General features: G+C 49.9%; 22 protein-coding genes. 8 read left to right on the top strand and 14 right to left on the bottom strand.

The annotated features are described in order from the left end of the window. Positions 1 to 108 precede the first annotated feature (108 nt). Positions 109 to 1,023, bottom strand: a complete 915-nt coding sequence (locus LVQ76_RS05200; RefSeq protein WP_232921152.1) for a LysR substrate-binding domain-containing protein — start codon at positions 1,021 to 1,023, stop codon at positions 109 to 111. A 205-nt stretch (positions 1,024 to 1,228) separates the two neighbouring features. Here LVQ76_RS05200 and LVQ76_RS05195 point away from each other — a divergent pair, with 205 nt between their 5' ends. Next, positions 1,229 to 2,149 (top strand): DMT family transporter, encoded by a 921-nt coding sequence (locus LVQ76_RS05195; protein WP_232863716.1) that lies wholly within the window; start codon positions 1,229 to 1,231, stop codon positions 2,147 to 2,149. Here LVQ76_RS05195 and LVQ76_RS05190 read toward each other — a convergent pair. After that, positions 2,106 to 3,038 carry a LysR family transcriptional regulator gene (locus tag LVQ76_RS05190; RefSeq protein WP_233337884.1) on the bottom strand — a complete coding sequence of 311 codons (933 nt, stop codon included), beginning with the start codon at positions 3,036 to 3,038 and terminating at the stop codon, positions 2,106 to 2,108. The genes LVQ76_RS05195 and LVQ76_RS05190 overlap by 44 nt on opposite strands. A 91-nt stretch (positions 3,039 to 3,129) precedes the next feature. Here LVQ76_RS05190 and LVQ76_RS05185 point away from each other — a divergent pair, with 91 nt between their 5' ends. Both LVQ76_RS05185 and LVQ76_RS05180 read left to right on the top strand, forming a co-directional pair. Further along, positions 3,130 to 4,290, top strand: coding sequence for an amidohydrolase (locus LVQ76_RS05185; protein ID WP_232903541.1), 1,161 nt, complete (start codon positions 3,130 to 3,132; stop codon positions 4,288 to 4,290). Positions 4,291 to 4,321: 31 nt separating this feature from the next. Beyond that, on the top strand, positions 4,322 to 5,080 hold the full coding sequence (locus tag LVQ76_RS05180) for a transporter substrate-binding domain-containing protein (protein WP_232921151.1): 759 nt from the start codon (positions 4,322 to 4,324) through the stop codon (positions 5,078 to 5,080). Between the two features lie 128 nt (positions 5,081 to 5,208). On the opposite strand, the gene LVQ76_RS05175 is transcribed toward LVQ76_RS05180, so the two are convergent. After that, the gene (locus LVQ76_RS05175; protein ID WP_232921150.1) at positions 5,209 to 5,922 is read right to left on the bottom strand and encodes a DUF2846 domain-containing protein; all 714 of its coding nucleotides are present in this window, start codon (positions 5,920 to 5,922) and stop codon (positions 5,209 to 5,211) included. 148 nt (positions 5,923 to 6,070) lie between these two features. On the opposite strand from LVQ76_RS05175, the gene tyrP reads away from it, so the two are divergent. Then, the gene (gene tyrP / locus LVQ76_RS05170) at positions 6,071 to 7,282 is read left to right on the top strand and encodes a tyrosine transporter TyrP (RefSeq protein ID WP_232921149.1); all 1,212 of its coding nucleotides are present in this window, start codon (positions 6,071 to 6,073) and stop codon (positions 7,280 to 7,282) included. Here the strand turns inward: tyrP and LVQ76_RS05165 are convergent, their stop codons facing one another. After that, positions 7,283 to 8,173, bottom strand: coding sequence for an ABC transporter six-transmembrane domain-containing protein (locus LVQ76_RS05165; protein ID WP_232921148.1), 891 nt, complete (start codon positions 8,171 to 8,173; stop codon positions 7,283 to 7,285). A gap of 95 nt (positions 8,174 to 8,268) precedes the next feature. Between LVQ76_RS05165 and LVQ76_RS05160 the strand changes: the two genes are divergently transcribed. Beyond that, on the top strand, positions 8,269 to 8,853 hold the full coding sequence (locus LVQ76_RS05160; protein ID WP_232863709.1) for a TetR/AcrR family transcriptional regulator: 585 nt from the start codon (positions 8,269 to 8,271) through the stop codon (positions 8,851 to 8,853). On the opposite strand, the gene LVQ76_RS05155 is transcribed toward LVQ76_RS05160, so the two are convergent. From LVQ76_RS05155 to LVQ76_RS05125, 8 genes are all read right to left on the bottom strand, one after another. Continuing rightward, positions 8,840 to 9,736 (bottom strand): transporter substrate-binding domain-containing protein, encoded by an 897-nt coding sequence (locus tag LVQ76_RS05155; RefSeq protein ID WP_232921147.1) that lies wholly within the window; start codon positions 9,734 to 9,736, stop codon positions 8,840 to 8,842. The two genes, LVQ76_RS05160 and LVQ76_RS05155, sit on opposite strands and share 14 nt — an antisense overlap. A gap of 9 nt (positions 9,737 to 9,745) precedes the next feature. Then, positions 9,746 to 10,525, bottom strand: a complete 780-nt coding sequence (locus LVQ76_RS05150) for an amino acid ABC transporter ATP-binding protein (RefSeq protein WP_064518973.1) — start codon at positions 10,523 to 10,525, stop codon at positions 9,746 to 9,748. Beyond that, a complete protein-coding gene (locus LVQ76_RS05145) occupies positions 10,509 to 11,435 on the bottom strand; it encodes an amino acid ABC transporter permease (protein WP_154154767.1) in 927 nt (308 codons plus the stop codon). Before LVQ76_RS05145 ends, LVQ76_RS05150 begins: the two co-directional genes overlap by 17 nt. A gap of 9 nt (positions 11,436 to 11,444) precedes the next feature. Next, on the bottom strand, positions 11,445 to 11,948 hold the full coding sequence (locus tag LVQ76_RS05140; protein ID WP_134182543.1) for a GNAT family N-acetyltransferase: 504 nt from the start codon (positions 11,946 to 11,948) through the stop codon (positions 11,445 to 11,447). Between the two features lie 10 nt (positions 11,949 to 11,958). Further along, positions 11,959 to 12,894 (bottom strand): ABC transporter substrate-binding protein, encoded by a 936-nt coding sequence (locus LVQ76_RS22450; RefSeq protein WP_151993536.1) that lies wholly within the window; start codon positions 12,892 to 12,894, stop codon positions 11,959 to 11,961. Between the two features lie 37 nt (positions 12,895 to 12,931). Next, positions 12,932 to 14,242 (bottom strand): LLM class flavin-dependent oxidoreductase, encoded by a 1,311-nt coding sequence (locus tag LVQ76_RS22445; protein WP_502257783.1) that lies wholly within the window; start codon positions 14,240 to 14,242, stop codon positions 12,932 to 12,934. A 63-nt stretch (positions 14,243 to 14,305) separates the two neighbouring features. Then, positions 14,306 to 15,442, bottom strand: coding sequence for an amidohydrolase (locus LVQ76_RS05130; RefSeq protein ID WP_232921146.1), 1,137 nt, complete (start codon positions 15,440 to 15,442; stop codon positions 14,306 to 14,308). Positions 15,443 to 15,452: 10 nt separating this feature from the next. Next, positions 15,453 to 16,487: an MsnO8 family LLM class oxidoreductase gene (locus LVQ76_RS05125; RefSeq protein WP_232921145.1), complete on the bottom strand. Its 1,035-nt coding sequence runs from the start codon at positions 16,485 to 16,487 to the stop codon at positions 15,453 to 15,455. Between the two features lie 311 nt (positions 16,488 to 16,798). Here LVQ76_RS05125 and LVQ76_RS05120 point away from each other — a divergent pair, with 311 nt between their 5' ends. From LVQ76_RS05120 to LVQ76_RS05110, 3 genes are read left to right on the top strand one after another with little or no spacing between them, the layout of a single operon-like run. Continuing rightward, complete coding sequence (locus tag LVQ76_RS05120; RefSeq protein ID WP_232921144.1) at positions 16,799 to 17,122, top strand: helix-turn-helix domain-containing protein; 324 nt, start codon at positions 16,799 to 16,801, stop codon at positions 17,120 to 17,122. Then, positions 17,107 to 17,421, top strand: a complete 315-nt coding sequence (locus LVQ76_RS05115; protein ID WP_232863702.1) for a HipA N-terminal domain-containing protein — start codon at positions 17,107 to 17,109, stop codon at positions 17,419 to 17,421. The genes LVQ76_RS05120 and LVQ76_RS05115 overlap by 16 nt, the downstream gene beginning before the upstream one ends. Before the next feature lie 2 nt (positions 17,422 to 17,423). After that, entirely contained in the window at positions 17,424 to 18,461 is a 1,038-nt protein-coding gene (locus LVQ76_RS05110) for a type II toxin-antitoxin system HipA family toxin (RefSeq protein ID WP_232921143.1), read from the top strand. Between the two features lie 55 nt (positions 18,462 to 18,516). On the opposite strand, the gene LVQ76_RS05105 is transcribed toward LVQ76_RS05110, so the two are convergent. Together LVQ76_RS05105 and LVQ76_RS05100 are read right to left on the bottom strand one after the other, a co-directional pair. Then, positions 18,517 to 19,284 (bottom strand): hypothetical protein, encoded by a 768-nt coding sequence (locus LVQ76_RS05105; RefSeq protein WP_232921142.1) that lies wholly within the window; start codon positions 19,282 to 19,284, stop codon positions 18,517 to 18,519. After that, complete coding sequence (locus tag LVQ76_RS05100) at positions 19,268 to 21,355, bottom strand: lipase family protein (RefSeq protein ID WP_232921141.1); 2,088 nt, start codon at positions 21,353 to 21,355, stop codon at positions 19,268 to 19,270. Before LVQ76_RS05100 ends, LVQ76_RS05105 begins: the two co-directional genes overlap by 17 nt. Between the last annotated feature and the right edge of the window lie 215 nt (positions 21,356 to 21,570).

Here is a 21,570-nt window from a genome sequence, read left to right as displayed (position 1 = left end):
CATACGATATATATATCCACATATTTATTGTTATTATATTTCACCCTTCTTTTCATGTTGCTTTATATCCGCTTGATTCGAATAATCTGCATTAGTTCCAGGTCACTATCATGTCTCCTCACCCAACCGCGTTATCACCCTGCGCAAATAAGTCAGCATTGCTGTTGCCGTTTCGCTCAGGGAGGATTCAGCAAGCGTTACCGCGCCAACATCCATGTAGGTGGTGCTGTCGGCAATGCTGCGGCGCATCACGCGTAACCCTTCGAGCGACCACGGGCGGTAAACCAGATCCGACAATATCGTCACACCCTTTCCTTTTGCGACCAGACTGCGCACCGTTTCGAACGATGTGGTGGTGAAAGAGATATTTGGGCTGCCACCACGTGTGCGCCAGTGATCTTTAATCAAGTCAGGATATTCATCAGTATCCAGCAGCAAGAATGGCTGGTTTTCGATATCTGCCAGATGAATGACGGACTGGTTCAATAGCGGGTGGCCTTGTGCGGCCCAAAGTCGACGTGGTGAACGAATAAATATTTCTGTTTTCAGGGCGTTGTCGTGCGCAATATTTGAGGTTAACAGCAGCGAGAAATCAATATCCTTACGTTTTAATGATTCGGTTAATTCCTGTGGATTCTCCTCAATGAAATTAATCGTCATTAATGGGAAGTGCTGTTCAACTTCAAGAATAATCGCCGGAAGCAAATAAGCGGAAAGCGTTTTGGCAATGCCAATATTCACTGTGCCTTGTTCCAGTTGCGGTTGGTGTAGCAAATCGTCGATGGCAAGCTGGCTATCATTAATAATCTTACGGGCGTAATGCAGGAAGCGCTCACCTGCGGCGGTGAGTTCAATACCTTTTGGCTGGCGCAAAAACAGCTGGTTGTTTAACGAGGCTTCGAGGTTGCGCATGGCGACCGTCATCGACGACTGCGAGATATTACAGCGCGATGCCGCTTTGGAAACTTGCTGTGTTTGCGCAAGCGCGATGAAAAACTCAAGCTGCCGCAGTGTGAATCTCATAGTTTTAAACTATACCTCGCCATGAAAAAGATGAATTAGATTTGATTGTCTCACAACCCTACCATGGTCCTAAGAAAGCCAATGATTCAAGCAAAAACAGGTGTCAAACCACTAGTTTCACGCAGTCTTTATCAGCTGCGTGAAATCGCCTATATGAATTGAATCTATAGCTGAGTGTATTAAACCATTTTCTGGAACTCAAATTATGCCGTATTTACTGTTAAGCCTTGCCGCCTGTTTCTGGGGTGGAAACTACGTTGTGGGCCACGAACTGGTCGCGCAGGTTGACCCCATTGTGCTGTCGGAGGCCCGCTGGATGCTCACTGCCCTGTTGCTCATCAGCCTCTATTTCCGGCAGATAAGAGCGCAATGGCAGGCGATGGTTGAGGCAAAATACACGGTGTTTTTCCTCGCTTTATGCGGGCAAGTGTTATTCCCGGTGACGCTATATATCGGCCTGCAATACACCTCATCATTAAATGCAGCGATATATTTATCCACCACGCCTGCATTAGTGTTGTTGATTAATAATTTTATTTTCAAAGAGGATATTTCACGACGCAATATTTATGGCGTGGTGCTTAGCTCTTTGGGTGTGATCTATCTGGTGATGCAAGGCGACCTTCTGCATATGGATACGCTTAAAAACCTCAATCGTGGCGACGTGTGGACCATGGGTTCGGCTGTCAGCTGGGCCTTGTACTGCGCGTTCTTGCGCCTCAAACCCAAACAGGTTGGTGGGAATGCATTTGTTGCGGTAAGTGCCGCGATTGGCGCAATAGTGCTGCTACCGGTGTTATCACTCTATTCGGCGGCCCACTATGCATCTGAGATTAATGCCTACTTTAATTCAGGCTTCTTATTAGGGCTGGGTTACCTGGTTATTTTCCCGTCATGGCTGTCATATTTGTTGTGGAATAAAGGTATTCAGGCCATTGGGGCGACGCGTGGTGAAGTTTATTCGCACCTTATTCCACTCAGCGGTGGCGTGTTTAGTGTGCTGTTTCTCAATGTACCGTTACACGGTTTTCATCTCGTTAGCGCGTTGCTTATCACGCTGGGAATTGCACTTTGCTCGATGGCTACAAAGCAGAAGCTTTTAGCTCCTGACCCATACAGTCGATAAAATATTCGTAAGCCGGAGTCAGTACCTGGTCTTTTCGCAGCATAAAACCAAAGGTGATATCGGGTAGTTGCCTCTGAATATTGAGCGGTACTAATTTGCCTTGCCCTGAGCGAGCGTGCAGCAAAAAATCTGGCCAGATGCTGACGGTGTTAGCATCCTGCGCCAGTGCGGAATAAAGCCCCCAGGAGGTGCAAATATTCACCTGCTCAGGTTCCTGTACGTTTTGCTCCCCCACCAGTTCTTGCCAGAACGGTTGCCAGCTTTCCCGTGTGTGGCTGCACAGCCACTGCGCTTCAGAGAGTTGATTCAGGTTTGTGGCGTTGACCAGCGGGTCGTCTTCCGCCACCGCCAGAATTTGTGGCCAGTGCTGCAAAGCAATCAGGCGAAACTCAGCAATCGGGTCGGTTTGCGCCACAAATGCCAGGCACAAGTCAAAATCGCCATTGCGTAATCCATCAATGATTTGCCCAGGCATGCCTTCGTGAACGTTAACTCTGGCCTGCGGGAAGCGTAAGCGAAAGCGACGCAAAGCCTCGTAAACCGGAACGGTTGCCGAAAGCAAAGAGACACCAATATTCAAACTGGCATGGGATTGCGCTTTCATGGCGGCAATTTCATGTTCTGCGCGGCTGATTTCTGTCATTACGGTGCGCGCGTAACGAAGTAGCGTGTTGCCATATGCAGTGAAACGCACGCCAGCTCCACTGCGCACCAGTAACTGCACACCTAATCTGGATTCGAGTTCTTTGATACTGCGCGTTACGCCCGGTTGAGATAACCCCAACTCACCAGCGGCACCGATCAGCGTTCCGTGTCGGGCAACTGCCACTAAGATCCGCAATTGAGATGTTTTGATAAACCCTCCACTATAACTGTTTGTTATAGGCATAAGAAACTGGAAATTGACCAATGATTTCAGTCTCTTCTAGCATCATAAAGCCGGCCGTTTTGCGAACTCAGTATAATAGAGGGCTTTATAAGTGGTGAACAATAACCTTGATTTGACGGTAAATATTGCTGAGTTAGTAGCACTACGCCGTGATTTACATGCCCATCCCGAAATTGCTTTTGAAGAAACTCGCACCAGTGAACGTGTCGCAAATTGCCTGCAGCAATGGGGAATCACCCATTGGCGCAATATTGGCGGCACGGGTGTTGTTGGCGTGGTGGAAGGCGAGCGCGGCCAGGGGCGCACTATCGCTCTACGAGCGGATATGGATGCGCTGCCGATGGAAGAAGAAGGCAATCCGGAATATCGCTCAACTCATGCGGGCGCTTTTCATGGCTGTGGGCATGACGGGCACACCGCCATGTTGTTAGGTGCGGCGCAGTGGTTTAGCCAAAACCGCGATTTTGCCGGGAAAGTGGTGTTCTTGTTCCAACCTGCGGAAGAAAACGGCGGTGGCGCACTAGCGATGCTGGAGGCTGGTGCTGAAACGCAGTTTGACTGGGATGAAATTTACGGGCTGCACAATGCCCCACACTTTGCGCCAGGGACTTTTGGCGTGCTGGATGGCGCAATGCTCGCCTCATGTGACGATGTGTTGATAAGCATCGATGGCGTGGGTGGGCACGGTTCCGCACCAGAGCTAACTCGCGACCCGGTGATTGCCGCAGCACAACTGGTCTGCGCATTACAAACGGTAGTCAGTCGCACCATCTCTCCTTCAGAAATGTCGGTGCTGAGTATCGGTAGCATGCATGCCGGTAGCACGCCGAACGTGATCCCAGCCCATGCAACACTTGCTGGCACCTTGCGCACCTTTAACGAGGCGGTGCGCGCCCAGGCAAAACGCCGTATTGAGGCAATTTGCGAAGGGGTGGCCAAAACCTGCGAATGCGCGATTAGCGTTGGTTTTGCCAATGGCTCACCGGCAACCGTTAACCATCCGGCCGAGGCCGAGGCCGCAGCAAAAAGTGCCGAAAAGGTGTTTGGCAAAGACAATGTTTTACGCAGTTTCCCGCCAATGAACGGTTCTGAAGATTTCTCAGAGTTTTTGTTACGCAGGCCAGGTGCTTACGTGCTGCTCGGCCAGGGCGGCGTTTTTTGCCATCACCCAGAATACGATTTTAACGACGATGTACTGCCGCTGGGCGTGCGCTATTTCATTACCCTCGCCCTTGACCGCCTTTGTGCATAACAGCGCTAACTGACTATCACCGGAGTAAAAGATGAACAAATACGTTGCAGGAGTTTGTGGGTTGCTGGCATTGACGGTCTGCCAGTCCGTTCAGGCGCAAACATTACGTTTTGGTACCGACCCCACTTATCCACCTTATGAATCGAAAAAGCCTGACGGCAGTTTGGTTGGCCTGGATATTGCGATTGGTAATGAGATCTGCAAAACCGCAGGCGTCACCTGCCAGTGGGTGGAGTCCGGTTTTGATGGCTTAATTCCGGGGCTGAAAGCCAAAAAATTCGATGCGGTTATCTCCTCGATGGCCCCGAATGCACAACGCCTGAAAGTTATCGACTTCAGCCAGACATTGTATGAAGACGACAGCCGTTTAATTTCTGCCAAAAGTGCACCACTGAAGCCTGAGGCAACATCATTGAGTGGTAAAAATGTTGGCGTATTACAGGGCTCAGTGCAGGCGAAATATGCTGATGCGAAATGGCGTTCGCAAGGTGCCAACGTGACAGAGTACCCGGATCAGCAGTCGATTTACGGCGATTTAGCCAATGGCCGACTGGATGCGACCTTTGTCATTGCCACCTCAGGGCAGTCTGCATTTCTCGACCAACCCATTGGCAAAGAGTACGCCTTCTCTGGTGAGCCAGTGAAAGACCCGATGCTTTCAGCCAATAGCGCCATCGGTGTGCGCAAAGGTGATGATCAGACGCTGAAACTCATCAATGATGCTCTCACTAAAATGATGCAGGACGGCACTGTTGCCCGGCTGGAAAAAGAGTATCTTGGCAAGCATTAATCTTTGGCTGCCTCAGTTAGTGTTGAGGCAGCGTTTTATTTTACTGTTTGAGTTATCGGCGTGAATTCTGAAGACTGAGACAATCATTCAGTACGGCAAAATTCACGCATCCAAAGGGGCATTTCTATTTAGTTATCGCAGTGACCTTGCTGGGCCAGTTTCACTTCCGGTTTGGAAACTACGCGCTTACCTTCGGTTTCAGAAGATTCGCTCAAACCTGCGCCACCGACAAAAGCCCCCATCTTGATATATTGTCTGATGAAGTAGTTTTTTCCTGCTTGCATGAATAACGACAAATCATTTGGAGAGAATTCGGACTCAGTAGAAATTTTGTGCGTCTGGTTACCTGTTACCTGCGTATAGAAGAACGTTCTGTCCGCGGTTTCACCCACACATTTCCCATCGACATACACATCTTTTTTAAGCGATTTACCCGCAAAGCTATCGCGATAAATATATAGCCCAGCTTTATCTTGCTCTGGAGCAGGGAATGCTTTGGCATTAATAGATTCTTGCTCTGGAGCCAAAGGGACGCTTGCACAACCACTGAGAAGTAAGGCGGCTAAAACAGAGGCAGAGAGAAATAAATTTTTAGTTTTCATTTGCACAAATCCTTTTATATAAGCTGTATGTTTTTTATTTATTGCACGCAAAAAGCCACAAGTATCTGAAAGACACTTATTTACGCTTGAGAATTTAAGACGGAATAATGTCGCCAATAATAAATAAAACGTCAAGCAATCAATGGGATAAACACCAATAATGGTAGGGTATGTATCTGACCGTTCCTTAACTACAATTTCCCCAAGAATCTTCCCGGTACAATAAATAAAGACTCGCATCCACTACCGGTCTGAATAATATGAGCACCAACAAAATATCGTAAACATAAAATTACACCTCATGTAACCCTCATTTGACGGAGTCGTAACAATCCCTTACCCTGCGCGGCATAATCTCGTTATTACAAGCGTAAATTCAGAGGCAAGCGTGAAGAATCGCACTCTTGGCAGTATCTTTATCGTCGCCGGTACCACTATTGGCGCAGGAATGTTGGCAATGCCGCTGGCTTCAGCAGGTGTTGGGTTTGGAGTGACTTTCCTGTTGCTCATCGGTTTGTGGGGGTTGATGTGTTACACAGCACTGCTTCTGGTCGAAGTTTATCAACACGTTTCCGCAGACACCGGGCTTGGCACCCTTGCCCGTCGCTACCTTGGACGGCCGGGGCAATGGCTTACCGGCTTTAGCATGCTGTTCCTGATGTATGCGCTGACGGCGGCGTATATCAGCGGTGCGGGCGAATTGTTATCGGCAAGCCTGAGCCAGTGGTTTTCTACTAACATTTCGGTCACCACTGGGGTTTTGCTGTTCACGATTGTTGCCGGGGGCATTGTTTGCATCGGTACCCATATGGTGGATATGTTCAACCGCGTGTTGTTTAGCGCCAAGGTAATCATGTTGGTGGTGATGCTGGGGCTGATGATGCCGCACATCCATCACACTAATTTACTGACATTGCCGCTGGAGAAAGGCCTCGCGCTTTCAGCCATTCCTGTGATCTTCACTTCGTTTGGTTTCCACGGCAGCGTGCCGAGTATTGTTAGTTACCTTGATGGCAACCTGCGCAAATTGCGTTGGGTGTTTATCATTGGCAGCGCAATCCCGTTAGTTGCCTATATCTTCTGGCAAGTTGCCACGCTGGGTGCGATTGATTCAGGCGTGTTTAGCGGGCTGTTAGCCAACCATTCAGGGCTGAATGGTTTATTGCAGGCGGTTCGTGAAGTAGTGGCCTCGCCGCACGTCGAATTGGCGGTGCATCTGTTTGCGGATCTGGCGCTGGCAACTTCATTCCTGGGAGTGTCGTTAGGGTTGTTTGATTACCTGAGCGACCTGTTCAACCGTAAACGTAATGCATCGGGCCGTGCGCAAACAGGTTTGATGACGTTTGTGCCGCCGTTGGTTTTCGCCCTGTTCTACCCGCAAGGGTTTGTGATGGCGCTGGGTTATGCTGGTGTTGCTCTGGCAATACTGGCGCTAATCATCCCGTCACTTTTGGTCTGGAAAAGTCGCCAGACTCAAAACGAGCCTGGCTACCGTGTTGCTGGCGGCAAACCGCTGCTGATTCTGGTGTTTGCCTGCGGTATCGCCGTGATTGTGATTCAGGCGTTGATTGCATCCGGCGCGTTGCCGGAAGTGGGTTAATTACACAAGCCCTGTGTTGACGCGTTTGCCTATCTCTTTAAGCTGCGAGTACTTCTCAAGCAGAGATGGGCCATCATCAAGGCTCATGGCAAACATCCACATGTAGGTCATGACAGAGTAAATATGCCCGGCGTTCCCGACACCTTTCACGGTCATAAGCCAAATGGTCATCGCGAACAGGAACGCTGCAGCAATACCAATAGATAAATAGCCGTATGCCTCCCGGTCGGACAAACGAATACGCACACGCGCCAAAAAGTTGTAATGCTTGTTCAGTGTGTTTTCACTGGCTGTGCCGACAAAACCCACCTCTTTTTCCAGCCTGTCGTTGAGTTTCTCATACAACATTTCGTTCTTGCGCGTATAGCTCGGCAGAAACATCGCGAAGAATATCAACACGCCAAAACAAGCGACACCTGCCCAAAACTCGATAGTCAGCAACATAATCACTGCGCCTATAATTGAAGCGACAGAGGTAATCAGTAGCGGCAGGTGTGTTTCGAAGAAATTGACAAATTCACGTGACAACGTCACGCGAGCGGCGATGGTCGAATGACTATGATCATCCTCGCGCTGTGCAAGGATCACCGGTACGGCAAGACCGGCATAGATTCTGGCAAATGTCCGGGTATCCATGCTGCGGCGTGCAGCGCCTATCGCCCACATCACAAAGACCACCAGCGCATACAGCAATGCATGCAGCGGTTGGCCTTTAATGATGGCGTTGATGGCAAAGCCCGCCATCAGCGGATAAAGCAGGTAGATAATATTTTCGGCGACCACCAGCATCAGCGTCAAAACGAGCTTTTTTCTGTGGAGTCTGGCGAGTTTTTTTAAGGTGTTTAATGCACCGCGCGAGGGTTTAAGTTGAGCGGTTTGTAAGGTTTCCATGACTTTAATTTCTTAGATTGTTATCCTTGAGCGGTTGCTCAACGAATGAAAAGAGTCTATTTGAGCACTTGCTCAAAGTCAACGAAGGTACTGTGATGAAAGAAAAAGCGACTGTTCTAAAAGAGAATATTCTTGATGCGGCGATTGCCCTGTTCACCGAAAAGGGCGTAGAAAAGGTCACCACGCGTGAGCTTACGGAGCAAGTTGGCATCGCCCGTAGCCACATTTATCACTACTTCCCGGACTGGCAGACACTGTGCATCGAGGCGTTTTCGCGCTTTATGTACGCGGATCTGGAAACCTTTACCCAAAAGAGCCGCGCGCTGCCGCCGGAGCAAGGTTTATCCGTTTTTATCGAAGACTATTTACCCGACCGCGCGGATGCCGTTTGGGAGTTGTACAGTTCGCTGTGGCGACTGGCGGTGCATAACAAGGTGTATGCCGATTTTGCGCTGGCGTTAACCGAAAAGTGGGATGCGTTGCTGGCGAGTATTATTCATGACGGCATCGAAAGCGGCGTTTTCCGCCAGACGGATGTTTTGCGTGTCACCCGCCAGCTTGGCGCATTGCTGAACGGGTATTCGGATCAACTGATTATCGACAGCGCGCCGCTCGCCAGAGAGCAGGCGCTGGAGGATATTCACGGGTTTATTGAGCAGGTACTGCTTAGGGATAAGTAATGCCCGGCGGGTTAATCTCAGACACCGCAACTTCTTCGCCCTTTTCTCCCCAACGGTCGAGAACCCGCTGATATTCGCCACGTTTCACCGCGCCATCCAGCGTGGCCTGTAGCGCATAAACCAGACCATTACCCTTTTTGGTAGTCGTGGCGACATACGCTTTTTTAGGCCCAAGCCCCACAACACGCGTTTTCCCGGTTAATGCCGCTTTGTAGGCGGCGACACTTTGCGGGCCAAACGTTGCATCTGCACGTCCCGCCTGAATATACAAATTGCCGGAAGCGTCATCCGTCAGGTAAATAGGCTGCGCAGGTTTACGCCCGTCACGTTCGTTTTGTTCATTCCAGCCCAGGAGGATTTTTTCCTGATTGGTTCCAGAACCCAAAATAATACGCAGGCCGGAAACATCTGCTGGCCCGGCAATCTTTTGAATTGGGCTGTCTGATTTCACCGAAAATGCCAGCGAATCGACACGATAGGTCGCAAAATCAAACTTGGTTTTACGCTGCTCGGTTACCGCAATATTCACCAGTGCCACATCGTAGCGACCGGATGTAATGCCAAGCGGCCAGTCTTCCCAGGCGGTAGGCACCAGTTTGAGCTTCAGCCCTAAACTATCGGCCAGCAAACGTGCAATATCAGGATCGCTGCCGATCCTTGTGCGGTTATCACTCGCCAGCATCGCCAGCGGTGGCGAATTTAGTGCTGAAATGGCGACTGTAAGCGTACCCGGCTCAACAAATTTATAGCCCTGAGGAATTTTACTGATAGCCACCGGGTCTTTAGCCGTATGTATCGGCACTTCATTAGCTTTAAGATCGAGACTTCCCTGTGCAAAGCTCGCCGAACTCACTATCAACAGCGCCAGTGGGACAAATTTCATAATTGCTCCTTAGAGAACTTTTGATAAAAACTGACGCGTTCGCGAATGTTGTGGATGGTTAAGCACTTCGTCGCTGCTGCCTTGTTCAACGATTTTCCCGTCGACCATAAACACCACGTTATCCGCCACTTCCCGGGCAAAACCGATTTCATGCGTCACCACCACCAGCGTGGTGCCGGAACGGGCCAGTTTTTTAATCACGTCTAACACTTCGCCCACCAGCTCCGGATCGAGTGCGGACGTAGGTTCATCAAACAGCATCACGCGTGGACGCAGTGCCAGCGCTCGCGCAATGGCGATACGTTGTTGCTGCCCACCGGAAAGATGGCGCGACCAGGCATCGGCTTTATTACGCAGCCCCACCACATCAAGCAGTTGATAGGCTTGTTCAATCGCCGCTTTTCGGCTCAGCTGTTTATGAGCAATCGGTGCCTCAATCAGGTTTTCCAGCACCGTGAGATGCGGGAACAAATTAAAGTTTTGAAACACATAGCCGACGTTAATGCGCTGACGCAGGATCTCTTTTTCTTTGAGTTCATACAGTTTGTCGCCAGCCTGACGATAGCCAATGTAATCACCATCTATCTGGATGAAACCCTCATCTACACGTTCAAGATGATTAATCGCCCGCAGCAAGGTGGATTTACCGGAACCTGACGGCCCAAGTATCACCGTGACCGACCCTGGTTCCAGTTCCAGTGAGACGTTATCCAGCGCTTTATGGCGGCCAAAATATTTACTCACACCGGTAATCGAAATTTGGCCAGTCTGGTTATGGGATTGGTACATGGGCGGCCTCCTGAGTCTGCAGCACCGGTTGATGTGACGGATTACGAGCGGGAGTTTGTTGATTAATCGCCGAGCGGCGCTCACTACGTGCCAGCCAACGTTCGACCAGATGTTGAATCAGCGACAGTACGCTGGTGATAACCAGATACCAGACCGCCCCCACCATTAGCAGTGGGATCACTTCCTGAGTGCGGTTGTAGATCATCTGAATGGTGTAGAACAGCTCAGGCATCGCCAACACGTAAACCATCGCTGTGCCTTTAGCGAGACTGATAATTTCATTAAAACCTGAAGGCAAGATGGTGCGCAGCGCCTGCGGTAGAATAATACGCAGCGTACGTCGCCATGCGGGTAACCCTAATGCCGCTGCCGCTTCATATTGGCCGTGATCCACGCCAAGGAAACCACCGCGAATAATCTCGGCTGTATAGGCACTTTGCACTAACGTCAGCCCAACCACGGCGGTAGAAAACTGCCCCAGCACGTTTATCGTTTGGTAACTTCCCCACTGAATTTGGGTAAACGGAATACCAATCGAGAGCGTGTCGTACAGATAGGAGAAGTTATAGAGAATAATCAGCACCACGATCAGTGGCAGTGAACGAAACAGCCAGATATAGCTCCACGCAAGGCTATTTAGCAGCCACGAAGATGAAAGCCGTGCCAGCGCCAACATTCCGCCAATCACGACACTCAGCACAGTCCCTATTAGCGTCAGCAGTAAAGTTTGCGCCAGTCCTTCAAGAATCACCGGGTCAAAGAACCAGCGGGCAAAGACGCTCCACTCCCAGCGGGGGTTAAATGCAACCGACTGGATAACCACAGCCAGCACAAACAGAGCGATAATTGCACCGAGTGTTCTGAGTGGATAGCGCGCAGGAACCACTTTTATCGTTGATGGGGTATGCATAAGTATTCCTCAGGCCGTTTTGCTCAGACGAGCCAACTCTTTTGTAAAACGTAAGCGGCCGTCGAACGGAGCCACACTGTATTCTTCCCGGTTACGGTGAATATCAAACTGCGGTTGGTAGCCAAGACTCAGATAAAGTTTCACCGCTTCTGGCTGGCGAAAACCGGTAGTCAGATAGATATGGCGATAACCGGCAACCTGCGCCCGACTTTCCAGTTCACGCATCACACGCTGAGCAAGCCCTTGTTGGCGTAATGCAGGATGCGTCCAGATACGTTTAACTTCGGCTGTCTGTTCGTCGAATGGCTTATAAGCGCCTGTGGCAATAATTTCCCCGTCACGCTCCAGAACAATAAACAGGCCCTGCGGTGCCAGGTACCATTCGGTAAGTTCGACTTCGGCATCACGGGAAAAATAGTCCCCGTATCGCGCTTCATATTCGCCAAATAACCCAGCAATGATCGGCTGTAGCTCTGGCGCCTCAGGTGAAACATCACGAAATTGTTCACGCATGTTCTGCTCCTTAATCGCCAAGACCGGCTGGGTTAACTTCTGATGAAGGGATTTGCTCTACACCTTCTCCCCAGCGATTCAGTACTTTGTGGTAATCACCATTTTTGATGACGCCATTAAGCGCGGTTTGTACCGGTTCCACGAGTCCACTGCCTTTCTTCAACGTTACGGCGATATGCGCAGCTTTCGGCCAGCCGCCATCAACCACGCCAACTAATTGGGTTTTCTGCGTGAGTGCGGCCTTCCAGGCTCCCGTTACATTGGGGCCAAAGAACGCATCGGCGCGGCCGGACTGCAATGCCAGCGTTTGTGCCGCATCGTCTTTGGTATAAACCGGGGTGAAAGGTTTAAGCCCTTTCTTCAGGTTCTCTTCATTCCATGCCAGCAAAATAGATTCCTGGTTGGTTCCCGAGCCGACAATAATGCGCAGCCCGGCAATATCCTCTGCTTTCTCAATCTTTTTGATTGGGCTGTTGGCTTTCACGTAGAAACCCAGTGAATCTTTACGGTAGGTGGCGAAGTCAAATTTCTGTTTGCGCTCTTTGGTCACGGTAATATTGCTGATTGCCGCATCGTATTTCCCCGATGCCACACCCAATGGCCAGTCTTCCCAGGATGTGGGTACAACGTTGAGCTCAAGTCCTAAGCTGTCAGCCACCAGACGGGCAATATCGACTTCGCTGCCGAGCAACGTTTTGTTGTCTTCAGCAAACACGGTCAGTGGTGGTGAGTTCAGCGCTGCAACTGCCACGGTGAATTTACCGGGAACCGCAAAATGATGATCTTTTGGCAGCTGTGCCACAGCCGATGGATTCACGGCCGTGTTAATCGGCGTTTTATTGGCTTCGAGGCTGACGCCAGTGCCGTTAATGGTGACCTCTTGCGCCAGAGTTTGTGCCGAAGAAAGTGCCAGAGCGATAGCAAGGATTAGCGATATTTTTTGCATAGCAGGTTCTCTTTTTTATTGTGATGTTTGGTGTTTGTTACGAAAACTGATTTACGGGTTCTGCCAGGCCCAAACTTTCGCGCAGCGTGGTGCCGGGATACTCCTTGCGGAACAACCCGCGTGCTTGCAGAACCGGGACCACTTCATCGACAAAGCGTGGGAAGGTATCTGGTGTACCGCCCTGAATAATGAAACCGTCGGCGGCATAGCTTTCAAACCACTGCTGCAACCCATCTGCCACCTGCTGTGCCGTCCCGGAAAAACGTGGGCGCGGTGATGCGGCTTCAAGTGCCACCTGGCGTAGCGTCAGATTGCGAGTGTGAGCATTACGTTTGATTTCATCTGTAGTACTGCGGAAGCTGTTCTGCCCCAGGTCTCCGAGATCCGGGAACGGCTCATCAAGCGGATACTGGCTAAAATCGTGGTGCTCAAAGTAGCGGCCGAGGTAATTCAGAGCATCGTTAATTGAGACCAGTGCGGCGGTCGTTTGATACTGGTTCTCCACATCGTCAGCATCTTTGCCAACAATCACGCTCACACCCTGGAATATGTGCAGGTCTTCATGACGGCGGCCATGAGTTTCCAGCTGTTGTTTAACATCCCGATAGAAATGTTGCGCTTCTTCAAGGGTTTCATGATGGGTGAAAATAGCATCTGCATGGCGGGCGGCTAATTTCTTGCCGTCGTCTGATGCGCCAGCCTGGAATACAATCGGACGCCCTTGCGGCGTGCGGGAAATATTTAATGGACCTGCTACCTGGAAGAAATCTCCGCGATGATCCAGGGTATGTAACTTATTGGGGTCAAAGAATTGCCCACTGGCTTTATCACGGATAAATGCATCTTCTTCCCAGGAATCCCACAGCCCTTTGACCACATCCAGATATTCATCAGCAATGCGATACCGCAGCGCATGTTCCGGATGTTTTTCACGGGAGAAGTTCTTCGCCGAGCCTTCCAGTGGCGATGTCACCACGTTCCAGCCCGCACGCCCTTTACTCAAATGGTCAAGGCTTGCAAACTGGCGAGCGACGGTAAAGGGTTCACTGTAGGAGGTAGACAGTGTGCCAACCAACCCCAAATGCGAAGTGACGCTGGCTAATGCTGACAGCACAGTTAATGGCTCAAATCTATTCAGGAAGTGAGGGATCGACTTTTCGTTAATATATAAACCGTCTGCGACAAATAAAAAATCCAGCTTGCCCGCTTCTGCTTTTAACGCCGTCTCTTTCACAAATTCAAAACTAATGCTGGCATCAGCAATAGCTGCCGGGTGACGCCATGCCGACATATTTCCTGATGCGCCATGTAAGATTGTTCCAAGACGCAGTTGTCGATTATTTGACATATGTACCCCTATATTTTGGCCGCACGCATCCCGGGGAGTGATACCCCTGCAAATGAGCAATAGTTAATTTTTTAGTAATGCCTGTTCGGCAAGTGTCGCGAAATATCGCGCCGCATTCTCAATTAATGCCTCATCCGGATTAAACGCCGAATGATGTAAACCATAAGGGCTGGCGCTACCAATACTGACAAACGCACCGGGAATGGTTTGCAGATAAACAGCAAAGTCTTCGCCACCCATATGCAGTTCGGAGGTTTGTGTGTTGTAACCCACGCTTTCTGCGACCTGCATAGAAAATGCCGCCCATTTCTCATCGTTGATTAACGTCACCGGCCCGTTAAACCACTCCACATCGATATGTGCGCCAAATGCACTGGCTAAGCCGGAAGCAATTTCGCGGATGCGTTTCTCGACCTGTTTTTGAATATCGCCACGATGCGTGCGCACCGTTCCTTCAAGCTCAACGTTTTCAGGTAGTACATTCCAGGTATTACCTCCCTGTATGCGTGTCACACTTACGACCACTGAATCCAGCGTATCGATATCGCGACTGGCGATAGTTTGCAGTGCGATAACCAGCTGGCTTGCCAACACAATAGGGTCGTGGCCTTCATGTGGGCGAGCGGCATGCGCACCTTTCCCTTTCACCCGCAAAACAAAGCGATCGACATTGGCATAGAATGCGCCGCCTCTGGTGGCAAAGGTGCCGACAGGTAAACCGGGTTCGTTATGCATTCCAAAAATGGCTGAGACATTTTCCAGCGCACCGGCCTTAATCAATGCCTTTGCGCCGGTAAAATTTTCTTCCGCCGGTTGAAACAGCAAGCGAACGCGACCCGCCAATTGGTCTTCACGCTCCTTAAGTAACAAGGCTGCGCCGAGGATCACGCTGCTGTGAACATCATGCCCGCAGGCATGCATCACGCCGTCATGTTGTGAGCTAAAAGAGACGCCGCTGGTTTCATGAATAGGCAGTGCATCAATATCAGCACGCAGCGCAATCACCTTATCGCCGTGCCCTACTTCAGCCACCACACCAGTGGCTAGTGTGTACGGCAACAGACGCAGCCCTGCGGATTCCAGCCAGTGCCTTATACGAGCGGTAGTTGCCACTTCCTCGCCGGACAGTTCAGGGTTTTGGTGGAGCTCACGTCGCCAGTCGATAAGCTGTTGTTCGAATGTCTGTGGGGCAAATGTCATTGTCATCCCCTTACCAGGCTTCATGCTGTGCAGTAAAGGAGGTGGCAAAATCAGACACGGGTTTCTCGGTCGTTTTACCTGCCAACAAACGCAGCGACTGCAAACGTGCTGTCGGGTCGGCAATTGGGGTATCAATAATAAATTCGTCGATGCCAAACTGCTGGCTTAATGCCGCAAGCCCGGCTTGAACTACCTCGGCGGTGCCTTTAAGCAGCGAGGGTTCGCGGCGTTCGATTTTTTTGATGGCGCTGCCCGCCTGGCGAGAAAATGCGTGTGCCTGCTCTTCACTGGCGACACTAACGCGTTGGTTGTTTTCAAGCTCAACGCTCCAGATTTCAACCAGACTTGCCAGTGCGTCAGCAGTATCCGCATCCGCTGCCACAATCACCTGCACCGCCACCTGCGTATCGCGCTGACTTTTGCTGCGCCAGGCGTTAAGAACGTCGCGCATTAGGGTTTTATCGCCATTCAGATGGGCGGCGTAGACGAAATTCCAGTTAAGATTTGCGGCAAGTTCTGCGCTCTCAAGGCTTGCACCCAGCAAGAAACGCTCAGCGCTTTGTGCAGGAACGGGTGTTGCACGTAAGGTTTCCTCGTCATCCTGCGCTGCTGGTAATGAGAGCCAGTTATCAAGCTGAGTAAGTTTTTCCGCGAACGACTCTTTATCTTGCCCGGCACGTTGCAATGCTTGCGTGGAAAGCGGCAACCCACCCGGCGCTTTACCTACACCGAGATCCACACGGCCCGGAGCAAGACTTGCTAATAAATTGAAGTTTTCCGCCACTTTATAAGGGCTGTAATGTTGCAACATCACCCCGCCGGAGCCGACACGAATGCGGCTGGTTTGCCCAACAATCCAGGCAATAAGCAACTCAGGAGACGGACTTGCCAGACGGGAAGTGTTGTGGTGCTCGGCAATCCAGAAACGGTGATAACCCCAGTCTTCGGCCTGTTGAGCCAGATGTAACGTGTGCTTCAGAGCGTCGCCAGGAGTGCCATCCTTTGCGACCGGACTTTTATCCAGCAGGCTGATTCGATAAGACATGCGACAAACTCGTATTGTTTAACATGCCTTAATTAATAAGGTTTTCACCAACACGAGTGAAACAATTAATTTACATTTAGTTAGCCAAAAACTGGATAAGCCCGTACTTTGCAATTGGAAAGCTCATATTTGGTCTGTATTTGTATTTTTCAATCATAAAAAGACCTTTTATGACACCTTTGGTTGACAATGGTCCATAAATGACCCATTTTTATTATTAATTTATCAAAAAGACCATTTATGATACTTTTCATAAATTATGGCTCATAAAAAACCTATTCATTCTAAAAATATCAATATAAGGGTCATATATGAACTATGACAATTCAACGCTCGAAGCCAAACTGCATACCATGAGCGAATTATTGAGTGACGTTAAAAAAGCGGTGGCGTTGCGAGCACAAGAATCTGACCTGACGCTAACCGAGCAGACCATTACTGAGTCTGAGCAGTTGGGGCAACAACTAAACCAACGTCGCAAAGAGTTGGACATCGATTTGGCAACCCTTGAGCTGCAAACGGGTGTATCGGGATCAACGTTGAAGCGCCTGTTTAAAGATCCCGACCAGGTCAAATTCGGTACCGTGTTGCGAGTTGCTGACGCATTAGGAGTGAAGCTGTGCGCCGCCGTGTAGAAGTGTGGCTATACGGTGAACCTGTGGGTGAACTGCGCCAGGACGATGACGGTTTTGCGTTTAGCTACTATGCCGACTATATCGGGCCGCCGCTCTCCTTAAGTTTACCGGTGCGTGTCGGCCACTTTCACAGCCGAACACTACCGCCCTTTTTTGCATCATTAGCACCGGAAGGTTGGTTGAAAATGCGTTACAGCCAACTGCAACAACGCGATGAGCATGATCTACTCGGTATGCTGATTGATAACGGCAAAAACCTGATTGGCGCAGTACAGCTGGTCAACACCCAGGAGGATTAACAATGCGCTGCCACATTCTTTTAACTCCGTTGGTACAGGCCAAAGAGCAGGCGTCAGGTTATTCGAACAAAGGCCTCAAGCACCTGACCAGCTCCGGTAAGGTCAACCCGCAGCTGAGTTTTACGCGCAGTGAATTTATTCACGAATTGCCAAAAGCCCAGCGCGGAATGAGTATTTCCGGGTATCAGCCGAAACTGCAAATGGTGGTACGCGATGGCGAGTTTGCGGTGGTAGAGCATCAGGGTGAATACATACTCAAACCCTCTCCGGCCGAATTCCCTCATCTGGCGGAAAACGAACACGCCACAATGACGCTCATGTCGCGACTGGGGTTTGACGTACCGCCGCATGGACTAGTGAGTTTTGCGCCCGAAGGAAGTGATACCGAGCGTGAGTTGGCCTTTGTTATCCGCCGCTTTGACCGGGATATGATAACCGGGGTGGCTATTCACCAGGAACAACTTGATGCGGCGATGAATGTTGGTGAAAAGTACGGCAAAACCGGCAGTGACGGAAAGCAATATGTCAGTTATCAGCAACTGGCTGCGTTCCTGACCCAGCATGTTAACAGCAACCTCGCCTTTAAAATCGACTTGTTCCGCCGTATCGCCTATGCCTATTTGCTGGGTAATAACGATATGCATCTGCGCAATTTCGGGTTGATGCACCCGAGAGTTGGCGAACCAACGCTATCCCCGGTTTATGACTTTGTCTCTGTTGCACCCTATCCGGCTATTTTTAGTTCCGGATTTATGGCGCTGCCCCTGCTTATCTGTGAAGAAGGCGACCGGGAGTTAGCGCCGGGTTTCAAAACGGCATATGGAGAATATCTGGGAATGGATTTCCGGGAGCTTGGGTTAGGAATGGGCTTAACCGAGAAGCTTATTGTGAAACTGCTGAACGATTTGCAAAAAGAGAGCCGGGTTGTGGAGTCGGTATATCGTGATTCGTTTATGCCAGAAGCGGACGTAGAAATCACGTTGCGTTGTTATCGCCAGCGGTTAGACCGGTTGATGCGGCTGGATGAGGTGGAGTTGTGAAAAAATTACGACTAAAAGGATCTCGTGAAGATCCTTTTAGTTTGGTGATGTCCGGTCATTTCATTGATAGCAGCTTTTCGTAATCGGGATAAATATGCGAGATCTGTTCACTGCTACCATCCGGGTAAGTAGCGGTTAATTTTCCAGGGCGTATCAACGGGGGATTCAATGTGACTATTTTATTGAATCGAACGACTGGCTCTATATTGATATTTTGGGTGTTTTTTAGTTTAAATCTTCGACGCCATTGCTCATATCCCGTATTACCACCAAATAGTTTCAAACTGGTCGTGTTATCAATATGATGACTAACCATAGGAAAAAAAATAGTCCTTAACTCAATATTCCCATTAGTTTCTTTTGCCTTTCCGGTACCGTAGCCGTCGCTGAACCCATAATCATCAAAATCAAAAATATAATTGGTCTCAATGACCTCTTTTCCTTTCAACAGAGGGTTATCGTCAGCAATCTGAAAACTGACCTTAATCGAATTAAGCTGCCACTGGCATGGGCCACCGCCATCAATAGCGATACGTTGTTGCCGTTTATCACTGTTTCCTTTCGCTGGAAATGCCTGTTTGAAACCGTTATACCCGCGAATTTCATACGCTTCGTTACTCGAGTTATACCTTTTGCTCTTACACCGCTCCGAACGGTAAAGCATCTGCATCGGCAACAGCGTGATACCCTCAGGAACTTCGACTGCAACCGTCACACGACGTGCATTTTCCGGCAGTGACAGCGTTTGATCCGTCTTCTCATAGCATGACGAAAGCAGTAGCAAAGCAGGCAGCAACAAAGTGTTTTTATCTTGAAAATTCAACTTCTTCCTCCGTTACAGCAGCGAAACGGTTCAGTGCATTCTGACCCGTTTCCATTGATCGGGTTCGATTAAGCGTCACAGGCAGCATATTCTGGAGATCCATAAATTGCTGGTTTCGCTGTATTTCATCCTGATTAGCATGTGCAGACGCACTACCTTCTATTTCCTGGCTGAACTGCGCCCGCCTCTCTTTTCTGTTCATCGGAAGATCCGGATTTGCCAGTTCCAGCACTTGGTTATGAATATAAGGCAGATAACGGTGCGCCATTGAATGGCTGAAAGGATTGCTGATAAGTCCGTCCAGCGAGGGATTGGTATTCCTCGGAAAAGTGCTTTTCAGGCTAACCCGATCCAGACACTGAATAAACTTAGCCTGGTGCTCGCCACTCGCGTTCAGACACTCATCGTTAAGTGACGGCACCAGGAAGAGTTTCACCGACCGTTTATTACAGTAACTCACGATGCCCGGGGCCGGGTTATCATTGCCGCCTCCGCCTATCCACGGAGCTTTCTGGGAACGTAATTTCATCACGCACTGCTGCGCCTGGAAAAATATCACCGTATTACCGTGATGCCAGTACGGGTCTTTCTTTTCCGTTAAGCCCATCGACTGAAATGTCAGATCGCGAACAGCCACTCCTAACCCGACAGCTGTCGTGACCGACCAGTCAAACCCCAATTTGTTACCCAGTGCTCCCCATTTCTCGTAGAACACATTATCGAGATCGGCATCTGGTGGGATTTGAGTAACTGAGTCATTGTCATTGACGTGGCGGTAGTGCGTTACAGCATTCAGGCCCAGAACCGCTGTGCGAGTAAAGGTGCGCGGCATTCCATAGGTGTATAGGAACGGGTGATTTTCTTTCATTTCAGCGGCATAGGTCAGTGCCAGCGCACCACCTAAGCTATGTCCGCAGATGAAGAGAGTTTTCCTTGCTCCTAATGCTGTTTTGACAGCATCTAATTCGTTTCTAAACTTCTGCTTCGCTAACTCATAAGCTTCCAAAAAACCGCCATGGATATGACCTACACCACCCAACTCTGGCAGGCATTTTTTGGGTGCAAAAGAGATGTCCGTTAGTCCGTTCAGCAAACTGTCCGTGCCGCACCACGCAACGATAACGTGCTTGTTGCATTCTACTGTAAACAAGCGCGTATCGCCCTCCGGCTGCTCGCTTTCAGTGGTACTCAAATAGACTGCTGGAAGATAGCGATCCCGAAATGGCACATCCAATGCCAGCGTGTGATATGAGGACGGATATTCAGCAAACTGCGGGATGGCAGACAGATCCTGGCACTTCTTTTCAAAGAAGTAAGCGACCGTTTTATTCTCTTTTTCAGCCGAGTAGGCAAGATCGGCCATAATGCCAAGATTAAGCCCGTTGGCAAGGTCATACTCTTTGGTGTCATGCAGCGCCAGCACCCACGCTCGGAACGGGCAGATTTCAATAACGTATCGCTGTTCGAACTCTTTGCATGAAATCTCAGTGCCCTTTAGCACCCGCCCTTGCGGAAAATGAAACTCAGGCGGTTCCGTCTCATTCCAGTCTTCGATTAGAGGCACCCGATCGCAAAGGGCGCCGATGGTCACGTAATGGTGTTTATGCCCTGCCGCTTCGGCTTTCTCCTGCACGTCAGTGCGCCAGCTTTTATCGCGAGTTTCTCGGCGAAAAGCATTTTTGCTTACCGGTTGGCTGTTGGGGTTGCGACGCAGTGCCAGCGGCCTTTGTTCCATCTCGTCGGCAAGCGGCTGAGCTGAAACTTTCACATCAACCGTTATCCAGTACAGACCGTCGAACCTGACCAGCCCCTGATTGTCAGTTACACCAGCAGGAGGATTCGGTGGGGGGGTGGGATTGAATTCGTAGCCAGTTTTGCCCCACATAGCTACCTCTTGTGCTGATGCCAGCGGGCGGTACTCCAGCCAAACATTTAACCCAGTAACAGGCGTGTTGTTCTCATCAACAAACTGGAGCTCAAGCCAGTATTTGTGAGATTCCCCGCGACAGTAAACGACTTTTCCTTTGGGGGTTACGCTTGTTACGGTGGTGTTGTCACCAATGATCTCCATATCAATTCCCTTCCCTTTGAGTGGGTATGTGTAGTGACCATACCTCCAAAGTCTATTTCATAGCCGTTAGCGGATACTAAAAAATGCATTATTTTGTTAAATTAAGAATATAACTCATTGAGATTGCAGCTTTTGCTAAAGAAGGTGAGGAAGTGCGCAGTTTTTCCAACAGTAGTTCGATTGTTTATACCAGACGTAGAATTTGTGGGCTTTTT

The organism is Buttiauxella cochleicola (assembly GCF_021283185.1).
GTDB lineage: Bacteria > Pseudomonadota > Gammaproteobacteria > Enterobacterales > Enterobacteriaceae > Buttiauxella > Buttiauxella massiliensis.
Note: the sequence above shows the minus strand (reverse complement) of the source record. Positions and strands in the feature narration are given on the sequence as shown.